A 16,576-nucleotide genomic window follows, 5' to 3' on the forward strand; every position below is an offset into this window, starting at 1 on the left:
AGCCTCTCCCATCTAACGTTTTCGATATGAAGGGAGTCCGGCAGGAGGGCTTGTTTGCCCCGCTCCGCCGAACTCCGTACTCAGCTTATGCCATGCCTAATTCTTCCTTTAATTTCTTAAGCGTGGTCCGGCTTGATTCATCCGCTCTTTCGCCGACCCAAGCAAAAACGGCGTTCGTCGCAATTCCGTCGAATTTCATCTCTCTCATCTTTCTGAAAATCGTCTCAAAATCAACCTCGCCTTGCCCGATGTCCAAATGCTGGTGAACCGTTACTTTCGCGTCAGGCGGGTTGACGATGTAGCGCAGGCCATGCGCCGCTTTATGATTAAAAGTATCTGCAAATAAAACATGTGTGAGGCGGTCGCCGGCTTCATCAAACATGGTCGCAATATCGCCTTTTCCGTCATCATAGAAGAACGTATGCGCAGTCGAGTAGACAAGATTGATCCAATCCTTGTCAAGCGCGCGGATCATATCCATCGCCCCTTTGTGCGTTTCGATAAAATCGTATGGATGAGCCTGCAGATTGAGTTTAACGCCTTCTCTTTCAAAGACGGGCAGCAGTTCATCCATGGATTTGATAAATTTTTCTTCACTTGTCAACGGATCATATTTTGAACCGCTGAATTCACTGTTCATCAAATCCACTTCAAGTTCAACCGCAATTTCGATCGCCCGTTTCCAGTTGCGCACGGCGGCCTGACGACGGTCTTCATCAGGACCCGCCCAGTGGTAAAGCGGAAGAAGAGAAGACAGCTTCACACCTGTATCTTTTAAAAGGCGCTTCAATTGTTTGATTTTTGCTGAATCGACTTTCGGATATTTATAGAAAGGACAAAAATCCTCGCGCGGAGACAGTTCGATATATTCGTATCCGAGTTCCGCCGTTTTATAGACCATTTCTTCTAACGTTAAATCATCGCGGTACATGGATGGATCTAAGGCCAGTTTCATTTCTTTCACTCCCGATCTATTATTTGTTCACAGTCGTAAATGATTGGTAGAATGCCGGTTTCTCTTGCAGCGCCACAGGCTCTTTCTGTCCGGATTCCTGAGCTTTTACGCACGCGTCAGTTGTCACCGCGGCAATATAACCGTCCCATGCCGTCGGACCGCTGACTTCGCCTTTATTCCGGATCGAATCAATGAAGTCTTGAATTTCCACATCATACGCAGCCACAAATCGGCGCTGCCAGTCCATCAGGATATCGGTGCTGAATTTCCCTTCTTTTCTCAAGCTGATGCTTGACGGTTCCGGAAGCTTGATAATGCCGTCTTCCCCGACGATTTCACATTGAATGTCGTAGCCGTATTTACAGTTCACGTAGATTTCGGCATTGATGACGATGCCGCCTTTTGTTTCGATGATGACCATCTGCGGATCTTTCAGATGCGGCAGCGCATTTTTTGATTTCTTCGGATAGATCACCTGTACGGATTCATAGTCGTCATTGACGAGCCAGTGGAGGACATCAATTTCATGAACGAGCGTATCGACGACGGCCATGTCCGTTGAATAATTGGATGCGACTGTCGGGTTGCGGTGCGCACAGTGAATCATCAGCGGCTCGCCGACCACGCGGTTGTCAATCGCTTCTTTCAGCTGAACGTAACCGCTGTCATACCTGCGCATGAAACCTACCTGCACCAATCGTTTTCCCGTCTTCATTTCTTCCTCGACAATGCGCATACAGCCTTCTGCCGTTGTCGCAAGCGGCTTTTCACAAAACACGTGCTTGCCGTGCTGAATCGCTTTCAAAACGCTGGACTCGTGAGCCGGGCCCCAGCTTGTCACTAAGACGGCATCCACATTTTCAGCAGCGAGGAGGCTGTCGTCATCAGGATAAACGGAGGCGTTCAAATTGAAATCCTGAACGGTCTGCTGCGCGGCCTCCTGATTCACATCTGTGACAGCGGTAATTTCCGCTCCGGACAGCTTATTTGTGATGCGGTTGATGTGCTCTTTTCCGATAGCACCGGTTCCGATAACACCTATACGTAAATTCATTGATCGCCACTCCTTCTGATAATCAAATAATGGTTCTCGTCTTTCTTTTCCCGCTGCCGTCCTGAGGAGCGCCGTACAGTTCCTCCTGTATCTGTTCAAGCGACTTGCCGGACGTATTCGGCGCGAAGACAAGCCCGATGATCATACTGGCCGTCACACATATGAGCAGAATACCGGCCATAAAACCGATGCCGAATTGTGACATGATGACCGGCACAAATAAACTCCAAATTCCGATTGAAATACGGACGAGAAAGAACATGAGCCCTTGTGCTGACGCTCTGTGTTCTGTCGGGAACAGCTCGCTTGACCACAGCTGGTAGTTCGCCTGCTGGCCGGCTCCGTTATTGATGCCGATCGCTAAGACAAACAAAAGCAGCATCGGGAGCCCCTGAAACGGCAGTAAAAACAGCGACCAGCCGACAACGGCCATACATGCGCAGATTCCGAACACCGTTTTCCGATATTTATCTGCAAAAGGCATGAAGATACAGGCGACGCCGAGCCCGGTGAAGATAAACAGGGCCATCTGCAGAATGTTGGCCGTATTTGCGGATACGCCGCCGACCTGCTGGTAGATGTACGGCATGAAGAATCCCATGACGCCCGCTGCGAGATTCCATACGAGAAACACACCCATTAAAAACAAAATGTTCTTGAAAAATTTCGGCTGAAGCAGGTCAAAATAAGATGTTTTTTTCACGGCGGCAGGCCGCTCTTCACTGTTTTTCCAGGCATCCGACTCAGGTAAACGCTTTCTTATCACATATGTGATCAGGGCAATCACCAATAGATGCGCAAAGACAATTTTATTTCCTAAAAGCCCGAGGTCACCGACCAAAACGGATAACAGCAGAACCACAACGGCTCCTGCGGCCCACGCCACCTGCGCCACTCCGCAATGCCTCGCCCGGTTTTTCTCAGGGGCGTTTTCCGCGATAATGGTCCATGAAGCTGTAATATCCGCGCCTACAGAAATCCCGATAATCATGTATCCGCATAACAGCATGGGAAAGTTAAATCCAAACAAAACCAAACAAATTCCTAAGGCGTAGACGAGCATACTGTTTGTGTATACAGCTTTTCGGCCGACCTTATCAGCAAAATACCCGCCGAGCAGCGCTCCGATGGCCGCTGATATCGCGTTTGCGCTGAAGGCGCCGAGCAATCCGATCTGGCTGTCGGACAGCTTCAAATAGCTGACCCACATAGATAAACCCGCTGATCCTGCCACAATGGAACCCGCATCAATGTAATTTGCTAATGCTGCGGCGATGGTCCTTTTGCTGAAAGCTGATTCCGCCTTGGCACTATTCATATAAGTCCCCCTCTAATTTGCAGGATCAAGCAGTTCACTGTCGATGTACTTTCTCGCAATCAGCGCGTACTCAAGCGGATTGGCGACTGCCGGGTCTTGTTCGGCTTCGATGACGATCCAGCCTGAATAATCATGACGGACGAGCGTTCGGTATACTTCGGTAAAATCGATGCATCCGTCTCCGGGAACCGTAAAAATGCCCTGTAAAAACGACTGCCTGAATGACTTGCCTTCCTGTCTGCACCGCTCCATAATGTCAAACCGGGCGTCCTTGAAATGAACGTGTCTGATCCGATCCATATGCTTGTTGAGAATCGTCATATAGTCTCCGTCCGAGATATAGGCATGGCCGGTATCATAAAGTAAATGGACATACCGCGGGTCCGTTCCATCCATCAGCCGGTCAACTTCTTCCGCCGTCTGGACGCCTGTGCCGAGATGATGATGAAACGTGAGGTCCAGCCCGTATTCGCCAGCGATTTTCCCGAGACGGTTCAAGCCTTGGCACAGCGTATCCCATTCTTCATCTGAGAAGTGCGGTTTTTCCTTAAATACATCAATGTCCAAGCCCTGAACGCTGTACGTCTGTTCAGAAACGATGGCGACATCCGCTCCGACTTTCTGCAAATAATCACAGTGTTCTGTAAATTGTTCAGCCGTTTTTTCAATACCGTCTTGTATGATAAAGCTGCTGAACCATTTCCCCGCAATCCGCAAGTTTCGGAGAGCCAGCTCTTTATTGAGGACGGAGGGTTCAGGGAAAAACCCTCCCACTTCCGTACCTTGAAAGCCGGCGACAACAATATCGCTTAACAAATGCTGCAGCGTATTCCCGGCTCCGATTTCCGGCATATCGTCATTGCGCCACCCAATGGGAGCGATGCCCCACAGAATATCTTGTTTGCCCATCGTGATGCCTCCCCTCTAGTACTGCTTTGCAGACTTCAGCTTCGTCTCTTTCGCTTCGTATGCCCGCTGAACGCTTTCCTGCTCCGACACTTCCGCCACGCCGACATGCCACCAGCTGTCATAGCCGTCCGTCATCGTTTTCGGCAGAACCTTCATTTCAATTAAAGTGGATACGTCTTGCGTTTTCGCATCTTCAAGCGCCGCTTTCAGTTCTTCAACCGTATTGGCTCTGTATGTTTTAGCGCCGTAGCCCTCTGCCACCTTCGCGTAATCAACGTTTAAAATCTGATTGTCCTCTGTGCGGAACTCGCAAAAATAACTGCCGCTCCCGTGATCCATCTGCAGGTTGTTAATACAGCCGAATCCGGAGTTGTCAAAGAGCAGGACATTGATTTTTTTGTTATATTGAAGCGCGGTAATCAGCTCTGAGTGCAGCATCAGAAAGCTTCCGTCGCCGACGAGTGAATAGACTTCTTTGTCGGGATGGGCCAGCTTGAGGCCGAGCGTGCCTGATACTTCATACCCCATGCAGGAATAGCCGTACTCGAGGTGGTACGTATTCGGGACATTGGAATGCCACAGCCGCTGCAGATCCCCCGGAAGAGATCCCGCCGAACTGATGACGACGCTGTCTTCAGGAATCGTGTCATTGATGGTCAACAGCGCCGTTGTCTGCGGCAGCTCAGTCCCGAGCGCGTCGGCATACTCGTTTAACACATCCTGTGAGAAATGGTTTTTAATTTCCGGTTTGAACGCGTCACGTGTAAAAGTGACCTTGCCGAGCCGGTCCCGTTCAGCAAGCCATTCATCTTTCCAGTCTTTAATCGCCGTGCCGAATGCACTTTTATATCCATCTAATAAGCCGTGCAGCCTGCCGAGCGTCACTTTCGCATCGGCTACGACCTGAAACGCGTCAAGCTTGTAAGCCTGCATGCGGCTGACATTGATATTCAAAAATTTTGCTTTGTCAAAATCAAACGCCGTTTTCGAGGATGTCGCAAAGTCCGTGTACCGTGTGCCGACACCGATGATCAGATCAGCCTGGCGGGCGGCTTTGTTTGCGGCGAGGGTGCCCGTGATGCCCATGCCGCCCAGATTGTTGGCGAAATCGGCTTCAACCGTTGACTTGCCGGCCTGCGTTTCGACAAGCGGAATGCCGTATGTTTCAGAAAGCGCGATTAATTCCTCACGCGCGCCGGAGTACTTCGCGCCGCCGCCCACTAAAATGACGGGACGGCTGCTCTCCTTAATTCTTTCCGCGGCGCCTTTCAGTTCACGCTCGCTCGGCTGCATCCGGTCAATGTAATGAACGCGTTTTTCAAAGAAGCTTTCATCAAAATCAAATGCTTCTCCCTCTACATCCTGAGATATGCAGATTGTCGCCGGACCCGCTTTTGCCGGATCTGTCATCACTTCAAATGCCCGGATTAAGCTGCTCATCAGCTGCTCGGGTCGGGTAATGCGGTCCCAATAGCGGGACACGGGCTTTAACGCATCGTTTGTCGTGACGGCGGCACTGTATTCCTGCTCCACCTGCTGAAGCACCGGGTCAGGCTGCCTCGTCGCAAAGGTATCGGCCGGAAGCAGCAGCACCGGGATATTATTGGCCAGCGCCGTACCCGCGGCAGCCGTCAAGTTAGCGGCACCCGGACCAACCGATGTCGATACCGCGTAAATTTTTCTTCTCAGCATCTGCTTGCTGTATGCCATCGCGGCATGCGCCATGCCTTGTTCGTTTTTGCCTTGATAGACTTTCAGGTGCCCGGCGTCCTGCTCAAGCGCCTGCCCGATCCCCAACACATTTCCGTGACCGAAAATCGTGAAGATGCCCTCAACGAACGGCTCTTCTTTTCCGTCAACATGAATGTACTGCCGGTTCAAGAATTGAATCAGCGCTTGTGCTGTCGTTAAGCGAATTGTCTTACCCACAAACGATCCCACCTTTTATACGTTCTATTTACCGTTAAGACTGTGCTGCGCTTCAATCAGTTCGATGATTTCACCGGCAGCCGGCATTGCTTCTGAGGAGCTGTGTTTGCTGACGACGATGGAAGCGGAAGCGCTCCCGTATTTTAAAGCCGTTTCAATATCCCGGCCGCTGACAAGTCCGTAGATGAAGGCTGACGCATAGGAATCACCCGCTCCGAAGGTCTTCAGCACCTTTGTTTTATAGGCATGCGCCCGGAAAACTTCTCCCGATCTGCTGTATGCGTATGATCCGTCAACGCCGTGCTTAATGACGACAAGATCGGCGGAATGCGCAAACAAATGGCGGACCGTTTCATCGTTATTTCCGCCGCTGCGGTTTTCCATTACGTCAAATTCGTCACGCGTACCGATGATGATATCGGATTGTTCCGCCACCAGCGTGTAGTACACGGCTGTTTCTTCTGCCGATTGCCATGTATACGGACGGTAGTCGAGCTCAAACACGACTTTTACGTCATGTTTTTTTGCGATATGCACCGCTTTTAAGACGGCTTCGCGCGACGGGCTTTTCGCAAGCGCCGTGCCTGATACGAGCAGCATTTTCGCGTTTGCGATGTAGCCTTCATTGACTTCGGACGGCTCAAGATACAAATCCGCCACGTCATCCCGGTACATCAGAATGCTGCACTCTTCGGGACTGAGAATTTCGGTAAAAGCGAGCCCGGCTTTGCGCCCTTCTCTGTCAACGGTCATTTGTGACGTATCAACGCCCTTTCCCTGCATATAAGAAACGATGAATCTGCCGTGCTGATCGTCCGGGATTTTGCCGATAAAACCGGCTTTTAATCCGAGCTTGGCGCTGCCGATCGCAATATTTGCCGGGGAGCCGCCGACATATTTAGAAAACGTCATCGTTTCTTCCATCGGCCGGTTGTATTCCGCAGCGTTCAAATCAATACACGCGCGTCCGATCGCGACAATATCAAACTCTTTTTCTTCATTAAATGTATATTTCATCGTTATCTGCCACTCCTCACTTGTTAGCGTTCCAGGATCCATTCATGGGCCGGATCATTATGAAACTTCCATTTTCGTGTCGGTCCCGCCATTACATTCAGGTAGTAAGAGGTATACCCGTCCGGAACACCAACCGGGTGATAGCCCGCCGGCACGATGACAACGTTTTCATTTTCTGCGGTCATCGTCTCGTCAATCGAGCGGTCGTCCGTGTACACACGCTGGAAGACAAAACCCTGCGGCGGGTCTGTTTCATGGTAATAGGTTTCTTCTAAAAAGGATTCAGCCGGCAGATTGTCTTGGTCATGTTTATGAGGCGGATAGCTCGACCAGTTGCCGCTGTCCGTGTATACTTCAACAACGAGAAGGCTGTTTGCCGATGGATCTGAATCGGGGAGAATATTATGAACGGTTCGTTTGTTTGCCAGCTTGCCGCGATGTTCCACACCGTTGTCTTCCGCTTTAATCAGCTTTGTCGGAAGCTGGTGTTCGGACGGAGAATAGCACAGCGCGACCCTCGCCCCGCTGACCGCTGTGATTTCAAAAGAGCGGTCATTGGACACATAAACGCTGTCCGTCGGTTTTCTTTCAAATACGCTTTCACGGGTGCCGATGCTTTCAAATGTCTGATCATAATCAGTGACGGTGATTTTTCCCGTTACCGCAACGATGCAGCACTCCGTCTTTTTCAAATCCTCTGTATATGTGGAACCGGGAGTGAGGTCAACGACTTTAAATCCGACGTATTTGAGGTCTGAATTGGCTGAAGTGACGTCATGTATGATGTTCACGCCTTGAGAAATCTCATCGGCCTGCGGTTTGCGCAGCAAATGACTCATGTTTATTCCTCCTTAATGGATGGTAAAAGAAAACCCGGACGGAATCACAAAGCCGTCCGGGCCGGCTGTCAGATCAATTGAAGTCAGGAGACGGGTATCGTGCCGTCACGACTTTTTTACGTGTATAGAAGTCGACGCTGTCTTTTCCGTTTGCGTGCAATGTGCCGAAGAAAGAAGACTTCCAGCCAGAGAACGGGAAGAATGCCATCGGCGCCGGGACGCCAAGGTTGATGCCGAGCATTCCCGCGTCAATATTCTCACGGAAGTAGCGGATCGCGTTCGCATTTGAAGTGAACAGACACGCGCCGTTCGCAAATTCAGACTGGTTGGCGATGTCCACCGCTTCTTTTAAGTTTTTCACGCGGATGACCGACAGAACGGGCGCAAAGATTTCATCTTTCCAGATCGTCATATCCGACGTCACGTTGTCAAAAATCGTCGGTCCGACGAAATAGCCGTCTTCCGTTGCGTTTTCACGCCCGTCACAAAGAAGTCTCGCTCCTTCTTCGATGCCTTTTTCAATATAGCTGTGCGTGCGTTTTTTGTTGTCCTCGCGGATGACCGGGCCTAAGAACACGCCGTCATCCAGTCCGTTTCCGATCTTGATGTCCGCTGCTTTTTCCTGTAATTTCGCCATAAACTCATCGGCGATTCCCTCTTCAACCGTCACAACCGCGCATGCCATGCAGCGCTCTCCTGCCGAACCGAATGCCGCACCGATAATGTTTGTCACCGTATCTTCAAGGTGGGCGTCATTTAACACGATCGTATGGTTTTTCGCGCCCGTTAACGCTTGCACGCGTTTCAAATGTTCGCTGCCTTTTTTGAAAACATACTCGCCGACAGGTTTTGAACCGACGAATGAGATGGCTTTAATCTCCGGATGTTCAAGAACGCCGTTTACGACGTCATGCGCGCCGTGCACGACATTGAAGACGCCCTTCGGCAGACCGGCCTGTTCAAACAGCTCTGCCAGTTTTTCCGTTAACAGCGGCGTGCGCTCAGACGGCTTCAGAATGAACGTATTTCCTAACGAAATCGCCATCGGGAACATCCAGCACGGGACCATCATCGGGAAGTTGAACGGTGCGATACCTCCGACCACCCCGATCGGATAGCGGTAGTTCGCCGCCTCTACATCCGTCGCAATAGAGGCAAGTGAATCGCCCATCATGAGTGACGGCGCGCCCGCTGCGAATTCGACGTTTTCAATTCCGCGTCCCACTTCACCGAGTGCCTCCGTCGTGTTTTTACCGTTTTCCAAAGTAATCAGACGGGCAAGCTCTTCTTTGTTCTGCTGGAGAAGCTGCTGATAGTTAAATAGAATTCTCGCACGGCGCGGCACTGCCGTCTTTGACCATGTTTGAAATGCCTCTGACGCTGAGCGGACGGCGTATTCCACATCCTCCCGCGTAGAAATCGGAACCTGGCACATCACTTCTTTTGTAGCCGGATTGACAACGTCTTCATATTGATCTGTCTTACTTTCAACCCATTCACCATTGATGTAGTTTTTCAGTTTTCTGATCTCTGCCATTCTCATTGCCTCCTTAAATAGTAAACATCCTGTTCAGCTGGATAATAACGGATGAATATATTCATCTTTTACATATAAAAGACATGAATTAAACGCTTACAAATGCTAAAATGATGGTGACTCCCAATCTTTCCATATAAAAGTTGGTCATGTACCGGAAAAAGCAAACGGTTACATCCTTCAATTTTGATTTTGCAGGTTATGTTTTGGTCATTTCTTGGTTACATTGTAAGCCCAACACATCTTCAAGTCAATCTAAAAAATCAAAATTTTTTCATTATTTTTATCGTACTTTTTTTGATCGGGAAAACAGGAACTTGGAGAACCGTGTCGAATCGGAGGGGATGATCCCTCTTTTTTATCATTTGTTAAGTAACTATTGATTAACTTCTGGTGTTTATTATATATTTTAATTACTTTAAGAATTCTAGAAGGAGTTTTTTTATGAAACTGATGCGGATTCAGGAGATGGAAGAATACATTCTCAAACACGGAGCCACTTCGCTGGATGAGCTGTGCGAGGTATTCAACGTCTCTAAAAACACGGTCAGACGCGATATTAATAAGCTTGCGGAAAAAGGGGTTATCAAAAAGGTATACGGCGGCGTGACGTCAGCCGAAAAATCTGTGCTCGTCCCTTTTGAAAACCGCACCATTCAACATCAGGATGAAAAAATCAAAATCGCCCGCTATGCGTCACGGTTTATCGAGGATCACGATCTTGTATTTATTGATTCCGGCACGACGACCAAATCGATGCTGGAGACGCTTGATCCTGATAAGAATGTAACGGTTTTGACGAACAGCCTTGATATTATTAACGCCGCTTCATCCATGAAAAATATCGACCTGATCATCATCGGCAATAACTACAAACGGAAGACAAGGTCGTTTGTCGGCATTGATGATCCGAGCACACTCAATAAATACAACATTAACAAGGCGTTCATGTCCGCTACCGGGACAACGATCACCCACGGCCTGACGAATTCCGACTTACTGGAATACGAGGTGAAAAAGAGAATTTCCGAAAAGGCGAACGAAGTGTATCTGCTCGCGGATCATTCCAAATTCGGCAAATCCACGCTTTTGACATACGCGCCTTTCGACCGGCTTCACAGCATTGTCACTTCTCAGCAGCTCGATGAGGAATATACGAAGTATTGCCAAGAGCATCAAATCGACATTCACTTGGCATAGCGTTATAGTTAATAGAGAACGCTGCCGTATTTTTCCGGCAGCCGCTATGATATCCAATTTTTTCAGGGGGCGAAAACATGAGCAAAGTAACAATCGGCAAAACTGACCTAAAGGTATTTCCGATCGGTTTGGGAACAAATGCGGTCGGCGGACACAATCTCTATCCGAATCTGAATGAAGAAACGGGAAAAGAATTGGTTCGGGAAGCGATTAAAAGCGGCGTTACCATGTTAGATACCGCCTATATTTACGGTGTGGGACGTTCTGAAGAATTAATCGGCGAGGTGCTGAAAGAATGTAACCGCGAGGATGTCTTCATCGCCACAAAAGCCGCTCACAGAAAAGAAGGCGATGACTTTGTTTTCGACAATTCACCGGCCTTTTTGAAACAATCGGTCGAAGACAGCCTGAAACGCCTGCAGACTGATTACATCGATTTATTCTACATCCATTTCCCGGATGAGCACACGCCGAAGGACGAAGCCGTTCAAGCATTGAATGAGCTGAAAAAAGAAGGAAAAATCCGTTCCATCGGCGTATCCAATTTCTCTTTGGAACAGCTGAAAGAAGCCAATAAAGACGGCTTAGTCGACGTGATTCAAGGAGAATACAACCTGCTGAACCGTGAGGCGGAAAAGACTTTCTTCCCTTATACGACAGAACACGGCATCTCATTCATTCCGTACTTCCCGCTCGTATCCGGACTGCTGGCCGGCAAATACGACGAGAACACCACCTTCCCTGAAGGCGACCTGCGCAATGATCAGGCGCATTTCCAAGGGGAGCAGTTTAAAGAAAACATCAAAAAAGTCAACCAGCTCAAACCGATTGCCGAAAAGCACAATGCTGATACGGCGCATATCGTGCTTGCCTGGTACTTGGCGAGACCTGAAATCGATATCCTGATTCCGGGCGCCAAACGCGCGGATCAATTAAAAGACAACATGAAAGCAGCCTCCATTACGCTATCTGCTGAAGAAATCGCGTTTATCGACAAGCTGTTTTCCTAAGAAAAAAACACGCCTCTTAAAAGGGGCGTGTTTTTTTTATGTTTATATTTTTCTCTTCGGGGAATGAAATAGTTATCTAAATAAACTATTATGCGTTCCAAAAGATGAGGAGGATCATCTGTGAAGAAAAACACCAAAAAATACCTGATTTACTTTTTCGGAGCATTAGGCGGGCTGCTTTACGGCTATGACACCGGTGTGATTTCAGGGGCTTTGTTATTTATTAACAATGATATTCCTTTAAACACGCTGACCGAGGGATTGGTCGTCAGCATGCTGCTGCTCGGTGCGATTTTCGGGTCCGCATTAAGCGGGACATGCTCTGACCGATGGGGCCGGAGAAAAGTGGTTTTCGTCCTTTCACTCATTTTTATTATCGGTGCGCTTGCCTGTGCGGCTTCGCAAACCGTCACCATGCTGATTATCTCCCGTGTCATTCTCGGGTTAGCCGTCGGCGGCTCAACGGCGCTGGTTCCCGTTTATCTATCTGAGATGGCGCCGACGAAAATACGCGGAACGCTCGGCACATTGAATAACTTAATGATTGTAACCGGAATCTTACTCGCATATATCGTGAATTACATATTCACCCCGTTTGAAGCTTGGCGCTGGATGGTCGGTCTCGCCGCAGTACCGGCGGCGCTTTTATTAATCGGAATCGCGTTTATGCCGGAATCTCCGAGATGGCTCGTCAAACGCGGCCGTGAGAAGGAAGCCAGACAAGTCATGGAAATGACCCACGACAAAGAGGATATCGCCGTTGAATTGGCGGAAATGAAACAAGGTGAAGCCGAGAAAAAAGAATCTACGCTCGGCTTGCTGAAAGCCAAATGGATCCGTCCTATGCTGCTGATCGGGATCGGCCTCGCCATCTTCCAGCAGGCGGTCGGTATCAACACGGTGATTTACTATGCGCCGACCATCTTTACAAAGGCCGGACTCGGCACTTCGGCGTCCGTTCTCGGCACGATGGGCATCGGTGTCTTAAACGTCATCATGTGTATCACCGCCATGATCTTAATTGACCGGATCGGCCGGAAAAAACTGCTGATATGGGGAAGCGTCGGCATTACCTTGAGCCTGGCGTCACTATCAGCCATTCTCCTTCTGGCCGGCCTGTCAGCTTCAACGGCATGGCTGACCGTGCTGTTTCTCGGCATCTATATCGTTTTCTACCAGGCGACATGGGGTCCCGTCGTATGGGTTCTGATGCCGGAGCTGTTCCCGTCAAACGCACGCGGTGCCGCAACCGGATTTACGACATTGATTCTGTCGGCAACCAACCTGATCGTTTCACTGGTATTCCCGCTTATGCTGAGTGCCATGGGCATCGGCTGGGTATTCGGAATATTCTCAGTCATTTGCCTCTCATCCTTCTTCTTCGCCGCTTACATCGTTCCTGAAACGAAGGGCAGAAGTTTAGAAGAAATCGAAACGCACTTGAAAAAACGGTTCTCCTTAAAGAAGCGCAGCAAACAAAATCAAATTCTTAAACAGCGCACACTGTAATAAAAAAAGGAATCGCCCCCGCTGGGCGATTCCTTTTTGGCGTCATACCATAACTTTGCAGATGTCATTCGTAAACTCGACCGGATCATGGATCGGCAGCCCTTCAATCAGAAGCGCCTGATTGTAGAGAAGATTTGTGTATAATGCAAGCTTTTCCCGATCTTGTCCGTGCGCGTTTTTTAGCGTCTCAAACACTTCGTGATTCGGGTTGATTTCCAGCACTTTTTCCGCTTTGACCTGCTGGCTGTCAGGCATAGCATTCAACACTTTTTCCATTTCGATCGTCACTTCGCCGTCTGTCGCAAAACAGACCGGATGAGATTTTAAACGTTTCGACGCTCTGACGTTCTTTACTTTATCCGCAAGAATCTCTTTCATGCTCTCGAACAGGTCTTTATATTCGTTTTCTTCGGCTTCAGTCTGCTTTTCATCCTCATCACTGTCGATGCCTAAGTCAGCGCTGGATACGGATTTGAACTCTTTTTCCTCATAGCTTGTCAGCATTTTGATCGCGAATTCATCAATATCTTCCGTGAAATATAAAATTTCGTAGCCTTTGTCCGCCACCATTTCAGTTTGCGGCAGCTTTTCAATCCGCTCATATGAATCGCCGGACGCGTAATAGATATATTTTTGATCCTCAGGCATTCTGGACACATATTCGTCCAGAGTGACGAGCTTTTTCTCCTTAGATGAATAGAAGAGAAGCAGATCTTTTAATACGTCTTTATTCGCGCCGAAATCATTATAGACGCCGAATTTCAGCTGTCTGCCGAAAGATTCATAGAAAGATTCGTATTTTTCCCTTTTGTTCTTCAGCAGGCTCTTCAGTTCGGCTTTGATTTTTTTATTGATGTTTTTCGCAATCAGCTTCAGCTGGCGGTCGTGCTGCAGCATCTCTCTGGAAATGTTCAGCGACAGATCCTCAGAATCCACCATGCCTTTTACAAAGCTGAAATGGTCCGGAAGCAGGTCGGCGCATTTGTTCATGATCAGCACGCCGTTGGAATACAGCTCCAATCCTTTTTCGAATTCCTTCGTATAATAGTCAAACGGCATGTTTTCCGGAATAAACAAAATCGAATTGTAGCGCACCGCTCCATCGACGCTGATATGCACATGGGTCAGCGGTTTATCAAAACCGTAATGCTTCTCGGCGTAAAAAGCCTCGTAATCCTCATCCGTCAGCTCGCTTTTGTTTTTTCTCCAGATCGGCACCATGCTGTTGACCGTCTGTTCTTCCTGAACTTCTTCAAATTCGTTCTCGCTGCCCTCTTTCGGCTTGTTGACCGTCTCTTCCATTTTGATCGGGTAGCGGATAAAATCAGAGTACTTTTTCACGATCGCTTTGATGCGGTAGTTTTCTAAAAACTCATCATAGCTTTCATCTTCCGTGTTTTCTTTTATTTGCAAAGTGATTTCCGTACCGACGGTTTCCTTGTCACACGGCGCGATCGTGTAGCCGGCAGCCCCTTCCGACTCCCATACATACGCCTCGTCACTGCCGAGCGCCTTACTTTTCACCGTGACTTTATCAGCCACCATAAATGCCGCATAAAACCCGACGCCGAACTGGCCGATAATGTCATGGCCGTCTTTCGAGTCATTTTCTTGCTTGAAAGCGAGTGAACCGCTTTTCGCAATTGTGCCGAGATGCTGTTCAAGCTCGTCTTTTGTCATCCCGATACCGGTGTCTGTGACGGTGAGCGTTCTCGCTTCTTTGTCCGCCGTCACTTTTATGTAGTAATTGTCTTGATCAAACGTTAATGAATCATCGGTTAACGCCTTGTAATAGATTTTGTCAATCGCATCGCTCGCGTTGGAAATTAACTCGCGGAGAAAAATTTCCTTCTGCGTGTAAATGGAGTTAATCATCATGTCCAGCAATCGCTTGGATTCTGCTTTAAACTTTTTTTTCCGCACTTCAGATCTCTCCTTTAATTATGCTTTGATGTTATGTAAAATCTTTTCAGCATCTATTTATCATATACAGTGACAATTGTCAACTAGGATTAGCAGATGCATATATTGTAAATTTAACATGTTAATGGATTCATTTCACCCATTTTATCAATAAAAAAGAGAGAATGTTGATCATCCTCTCCTCTCTGCTTCTTTCCGGCGGCCGAATTCCTTCTTCATCCATATGTATGACGGGTAGAAAAACAAACTAAATAAGATAAGAGATCCCAAGTTTCGCAAAGACTCATGAAGAACATTTCTTACAGTGAGAGGAAATATGATGTCCTGAAATAGAATAGAGATAACGGTGTAAATCACAAATCCCATAGGAACAATGGCATAACAATAAAACGCTATCTCCTTCTTATGCTGTATCTTCAAAATATGTAAACCTCCCAATGATGTATATACATAATATTAACATATTTAATAGGTATTTAGAAACAGACCTCCGTATGTTTATCCCCCTATTCAGCGGGAACAGATATAAAAAAGGAGGAATCGCAATATGGGAAGATTAACAGACAAAACCGCAATCATCACAGGGGCCGCGACAGGCATCGGACAAGCGACGGCACGGGTTTTCGCCGATGAAGGCGCCCGCGTGATCTGCGGTGACATCAATGAAAGCGAACTGAATGAAACCGTCAGCGCCATCAGAAAAAACGGCGGAGAAGCAGAAGCCTTTCACCTTGATGTATCAGACGAAGAAAACGTAAAGTCTTTTGCGGACGGCATTCAGCAAAAGTACGGAACAATTGATATTCTGTTTAACAATGCCGGTGTTGACCAAGAGGGCGGAAAAGTCCATGAATACCCGGTCGACCTGTTTGACCGGATCATCGCCGTCGATCTCCGCGGCACATTTCTATGCAGCAAATACCTGATTCCGCTCATGCTCGAAAAAGGAGGCTCCATCATCAACACCTCCTCCATGTCCGGCCGGGCCGCAGACCTTGACCGCTCCGGCTATAACGCCGCAAAAGGCGGAATCACGAACCTGACGAGAGCGATGGCCATTGATTACGCCAGAAGCGGAATCCGCGTCAATTCCTTATCGCCGGGCACGATTGAAACGCCGCTCATTGATAAATTGGCAGGCACGACAGAAGACGAAATGGGCGAAGCGTTCCGTGAAGCCAACAAATGGATCACGCCGCTCGGCCGGCTCGGAAAACCGGAAGAAATGGCAGCCGTCGCGCTCTTCCTCGCTTCAGACGACAGTTCTTACGTCACGGGAGAAGACATCACCGCAGACGGCGGCATCATGGCATACACTTGGCCGGGAAAAATGCTGATTGATAAGAAGTGGAAGGAAGAGACGGAGTGACGATAGT

At 48.5% G+C, this 16,576-nt stretch carries 14 protein-coding genes; 4 read left to right on the forward strand and 10 right to left on the reverse strand.

The window, feature by feature from the left end:
- Positions 1-85 precede the first annotated feature (85 nt).
- The 8 genes from NYE36_RS20060 to iolA all read right to left on the reverse strand — a co-directional run bounded on the left by NYE36_RS20060 (position 86) and on the right by iolA (position 9,558).
- Entirely contained in the window at positions 86-955 is an 870-nt protein-coding gene (locus tag NYE36_RS20060) for a sugar phosphate isomerase/epimerase (RefSeq protein ID WP_032867913.1), read from the reverse strand.
- A 19-nt stretch (positions 956-974) separates the two neighbouring features.
- Positions 975-2,009 carry a Gfo/Idh/MocA family oxidoreductase gene (locus NYE36_RS20065; protein ID WP_015418570.1) on the reverse strand — a complete coding sequence of 345 codons (1,035 nt, stop codon included), beginning with the start codon at positions 2,007-2,009 and terminating at the stop codon, positions 975-977.
- A 22-nt stretch (positions 2,010-2,031) separates the two neighbouring features.
- Positions 2,032-3,327, reverse strand: coding sequence for an MFS transporter (locus tag NYE36_RS20070; protein ID WP_265450982.1), 1,296 nt, complete (start codon positions 3,325-3,327; stop codon positions 2,032-2,034).
- Positions 3,328-3,339: 12 nt separating this feature from the next.
- Positions 3,340-4,236: a myo-inosose-2 dehydratase gene (gene iolE / locus NYE36_RS20075; protein WP_015240906.1), complete on the reverse strand. Its 897-nt coding sequence runs from the start codon at positions 4,234-4,236 to the stop codon at positions 3,340-3,342.
- Between the two features lie 15 nt (positions 4,237-4,251).
- A complete protein-coding gene (gene iolD, locus NYE36_RS20080) occupies positions 4,252-6,165 on the reverse strand; it encodes a 3D-(3,5/4)-trihydroxycyclohexane-1,2-dione acylhydrolase (decyclizing) (RefSeq protein WP_095352506.1) in 1,914 nt (637 codons plus the stop codon).
- Between the two features lie 24 nt (positions 6,166-6,189).
- Positions 6,190-7,182: a 5-dehydro-2-deoxygluconokinase gene (gene iolC / locus NYE36_RS20085; protein ID WP_265450983.1), complete on the reverse strand. Its 993-nt coding sequence runs from the start codon at positions 7,180-7,182 to the stop codon at positions 6,190-6,192.
- Between the two features lie 23 nt (positions 7,183-7,205).
- Positions 7,206-8,021 (reverse strand): 5-deoxy-glucuronate isomerase, encoded by an 816-nt coding sequence (gene iolB, locus NYE36_RS20090; RefSeq protein ID WP_015240909.1) that lies wholly within the window; start codon positions 8,019-8,021, stop codon positions 7,206-7,208.
- A gap of 73 nt (positions 8,022-8,094) precedes the next feature.
- Complete coding sequence (gene iolA, locus NYE36_RS20095) at positions 8,095-9,558, reverse strand: methylmalonate-semialdehyde dehydrogenase (protein WP_265450984.1); 1,464 nt, start codon at positions 9,556-9,558, stop codon at positions 8,095-8,097.
- A gap of 444 nt (positions 9,559-10,002) precedes the next feature.
- Between iolA and NYE36_RS20100 the strand changes: the two genes are divergently transcribed.
- The 3 genes from NYE36_RS20100 to NYE36_RS20110 all read left to right on the forward strand — a co-directional run bounded on the left by NYE36_RS20100 (position 10,003) and on the right by NYE36_RS20110 (position 13,277).
- A complete protein-coding gene (locus tag NYE36_RS20100; protein ID WP_007614879.1) occupies positions 10,003-10,758 on the forward strand; it encodes a DeoR/GlpR family DNA-binding transcription regulator in 756 nt (251 codons plus the stop codon).
- A gap of 77 nt (positions 10,759-10,835) precedes the next feature.
- Entirely contained in the window at positions 10,836-11,768 is a 933-nt protein-coding gene (locus NYE36_RS20105) for an aldo/keto reductase (RefSeq protein WP_007407843.1), read from the forward strand.
- A gap of 120 nt (positions 11,769-11,888) precedes the next feature.
- Positions 11,889-13,277: a sugar porter family MFS transporter gene (locus tag NYE36_RS20110; protein ID WP_265450985.1), complete on the forward strand. Its 1,389-nt coding sequence runs from the start codon at positions 11,889-11,891 to the stop codon at positions 13,275-13,277.
- Positions 13,278-13,319: 42 nt separating this feature from the next.
- Here NYE36_RS20110 and htpG read toward each other — a convergent pair whose 3' ends face one another.
- Both htpG and NYE36_RS20120 read right to left on the reverse strand, forming a co-directional pair.
- Positions 13,320-15,200: a molecular chaperone HtpG gene (gene htpG, locus NYE36_RS20115; protein WP_007407845.1), complete on the reverse strand. Its 1,881-nt coding sequence runs from the start codon at positions 15,198-15,200 to the stop codon at positions 13,320-13,322.
- A gap of 171 nt (positions 15,201-15,371) precedes the next feature.
- On the reverse strand, positions 15,372-15,620 hold the full coding sequence (locus NYE36_RS20120; protein WP_007614882.1) for a hypothetical protein: 249 nt from the start codon (positions 15,618-15,620) through the stop codon (positions 15,372-15,374).
- A gap of 127 nt (positions 15,621-15,747) precedes the next feature.
- Between NYE36_RS20120 and NYE36_RS20125 the strand changes: the two genes are divergently transcribed.
- Positions 15,748-16,569, forward strand: a complete 822-nt coding sequence (locus NYE36_RS20125) for an SDR family oxidoreductase (RefSeq protein WP_007407847.1) — start codon at positions 15,748-15,750, stop codon at positions 16,567-16,569.
- The last annotated feature ends 7 nt before the right edge of the window (positions 16,570-16,576 follow it).

The organism is Bacillus sp. FSL R5-0593 (assembly GCF_038603755.1).
GTDB lineage: Bacteria > Bacillota > Bacilli > Bacillales > Bacillaceae > Bacillus > Bacillus velezensis.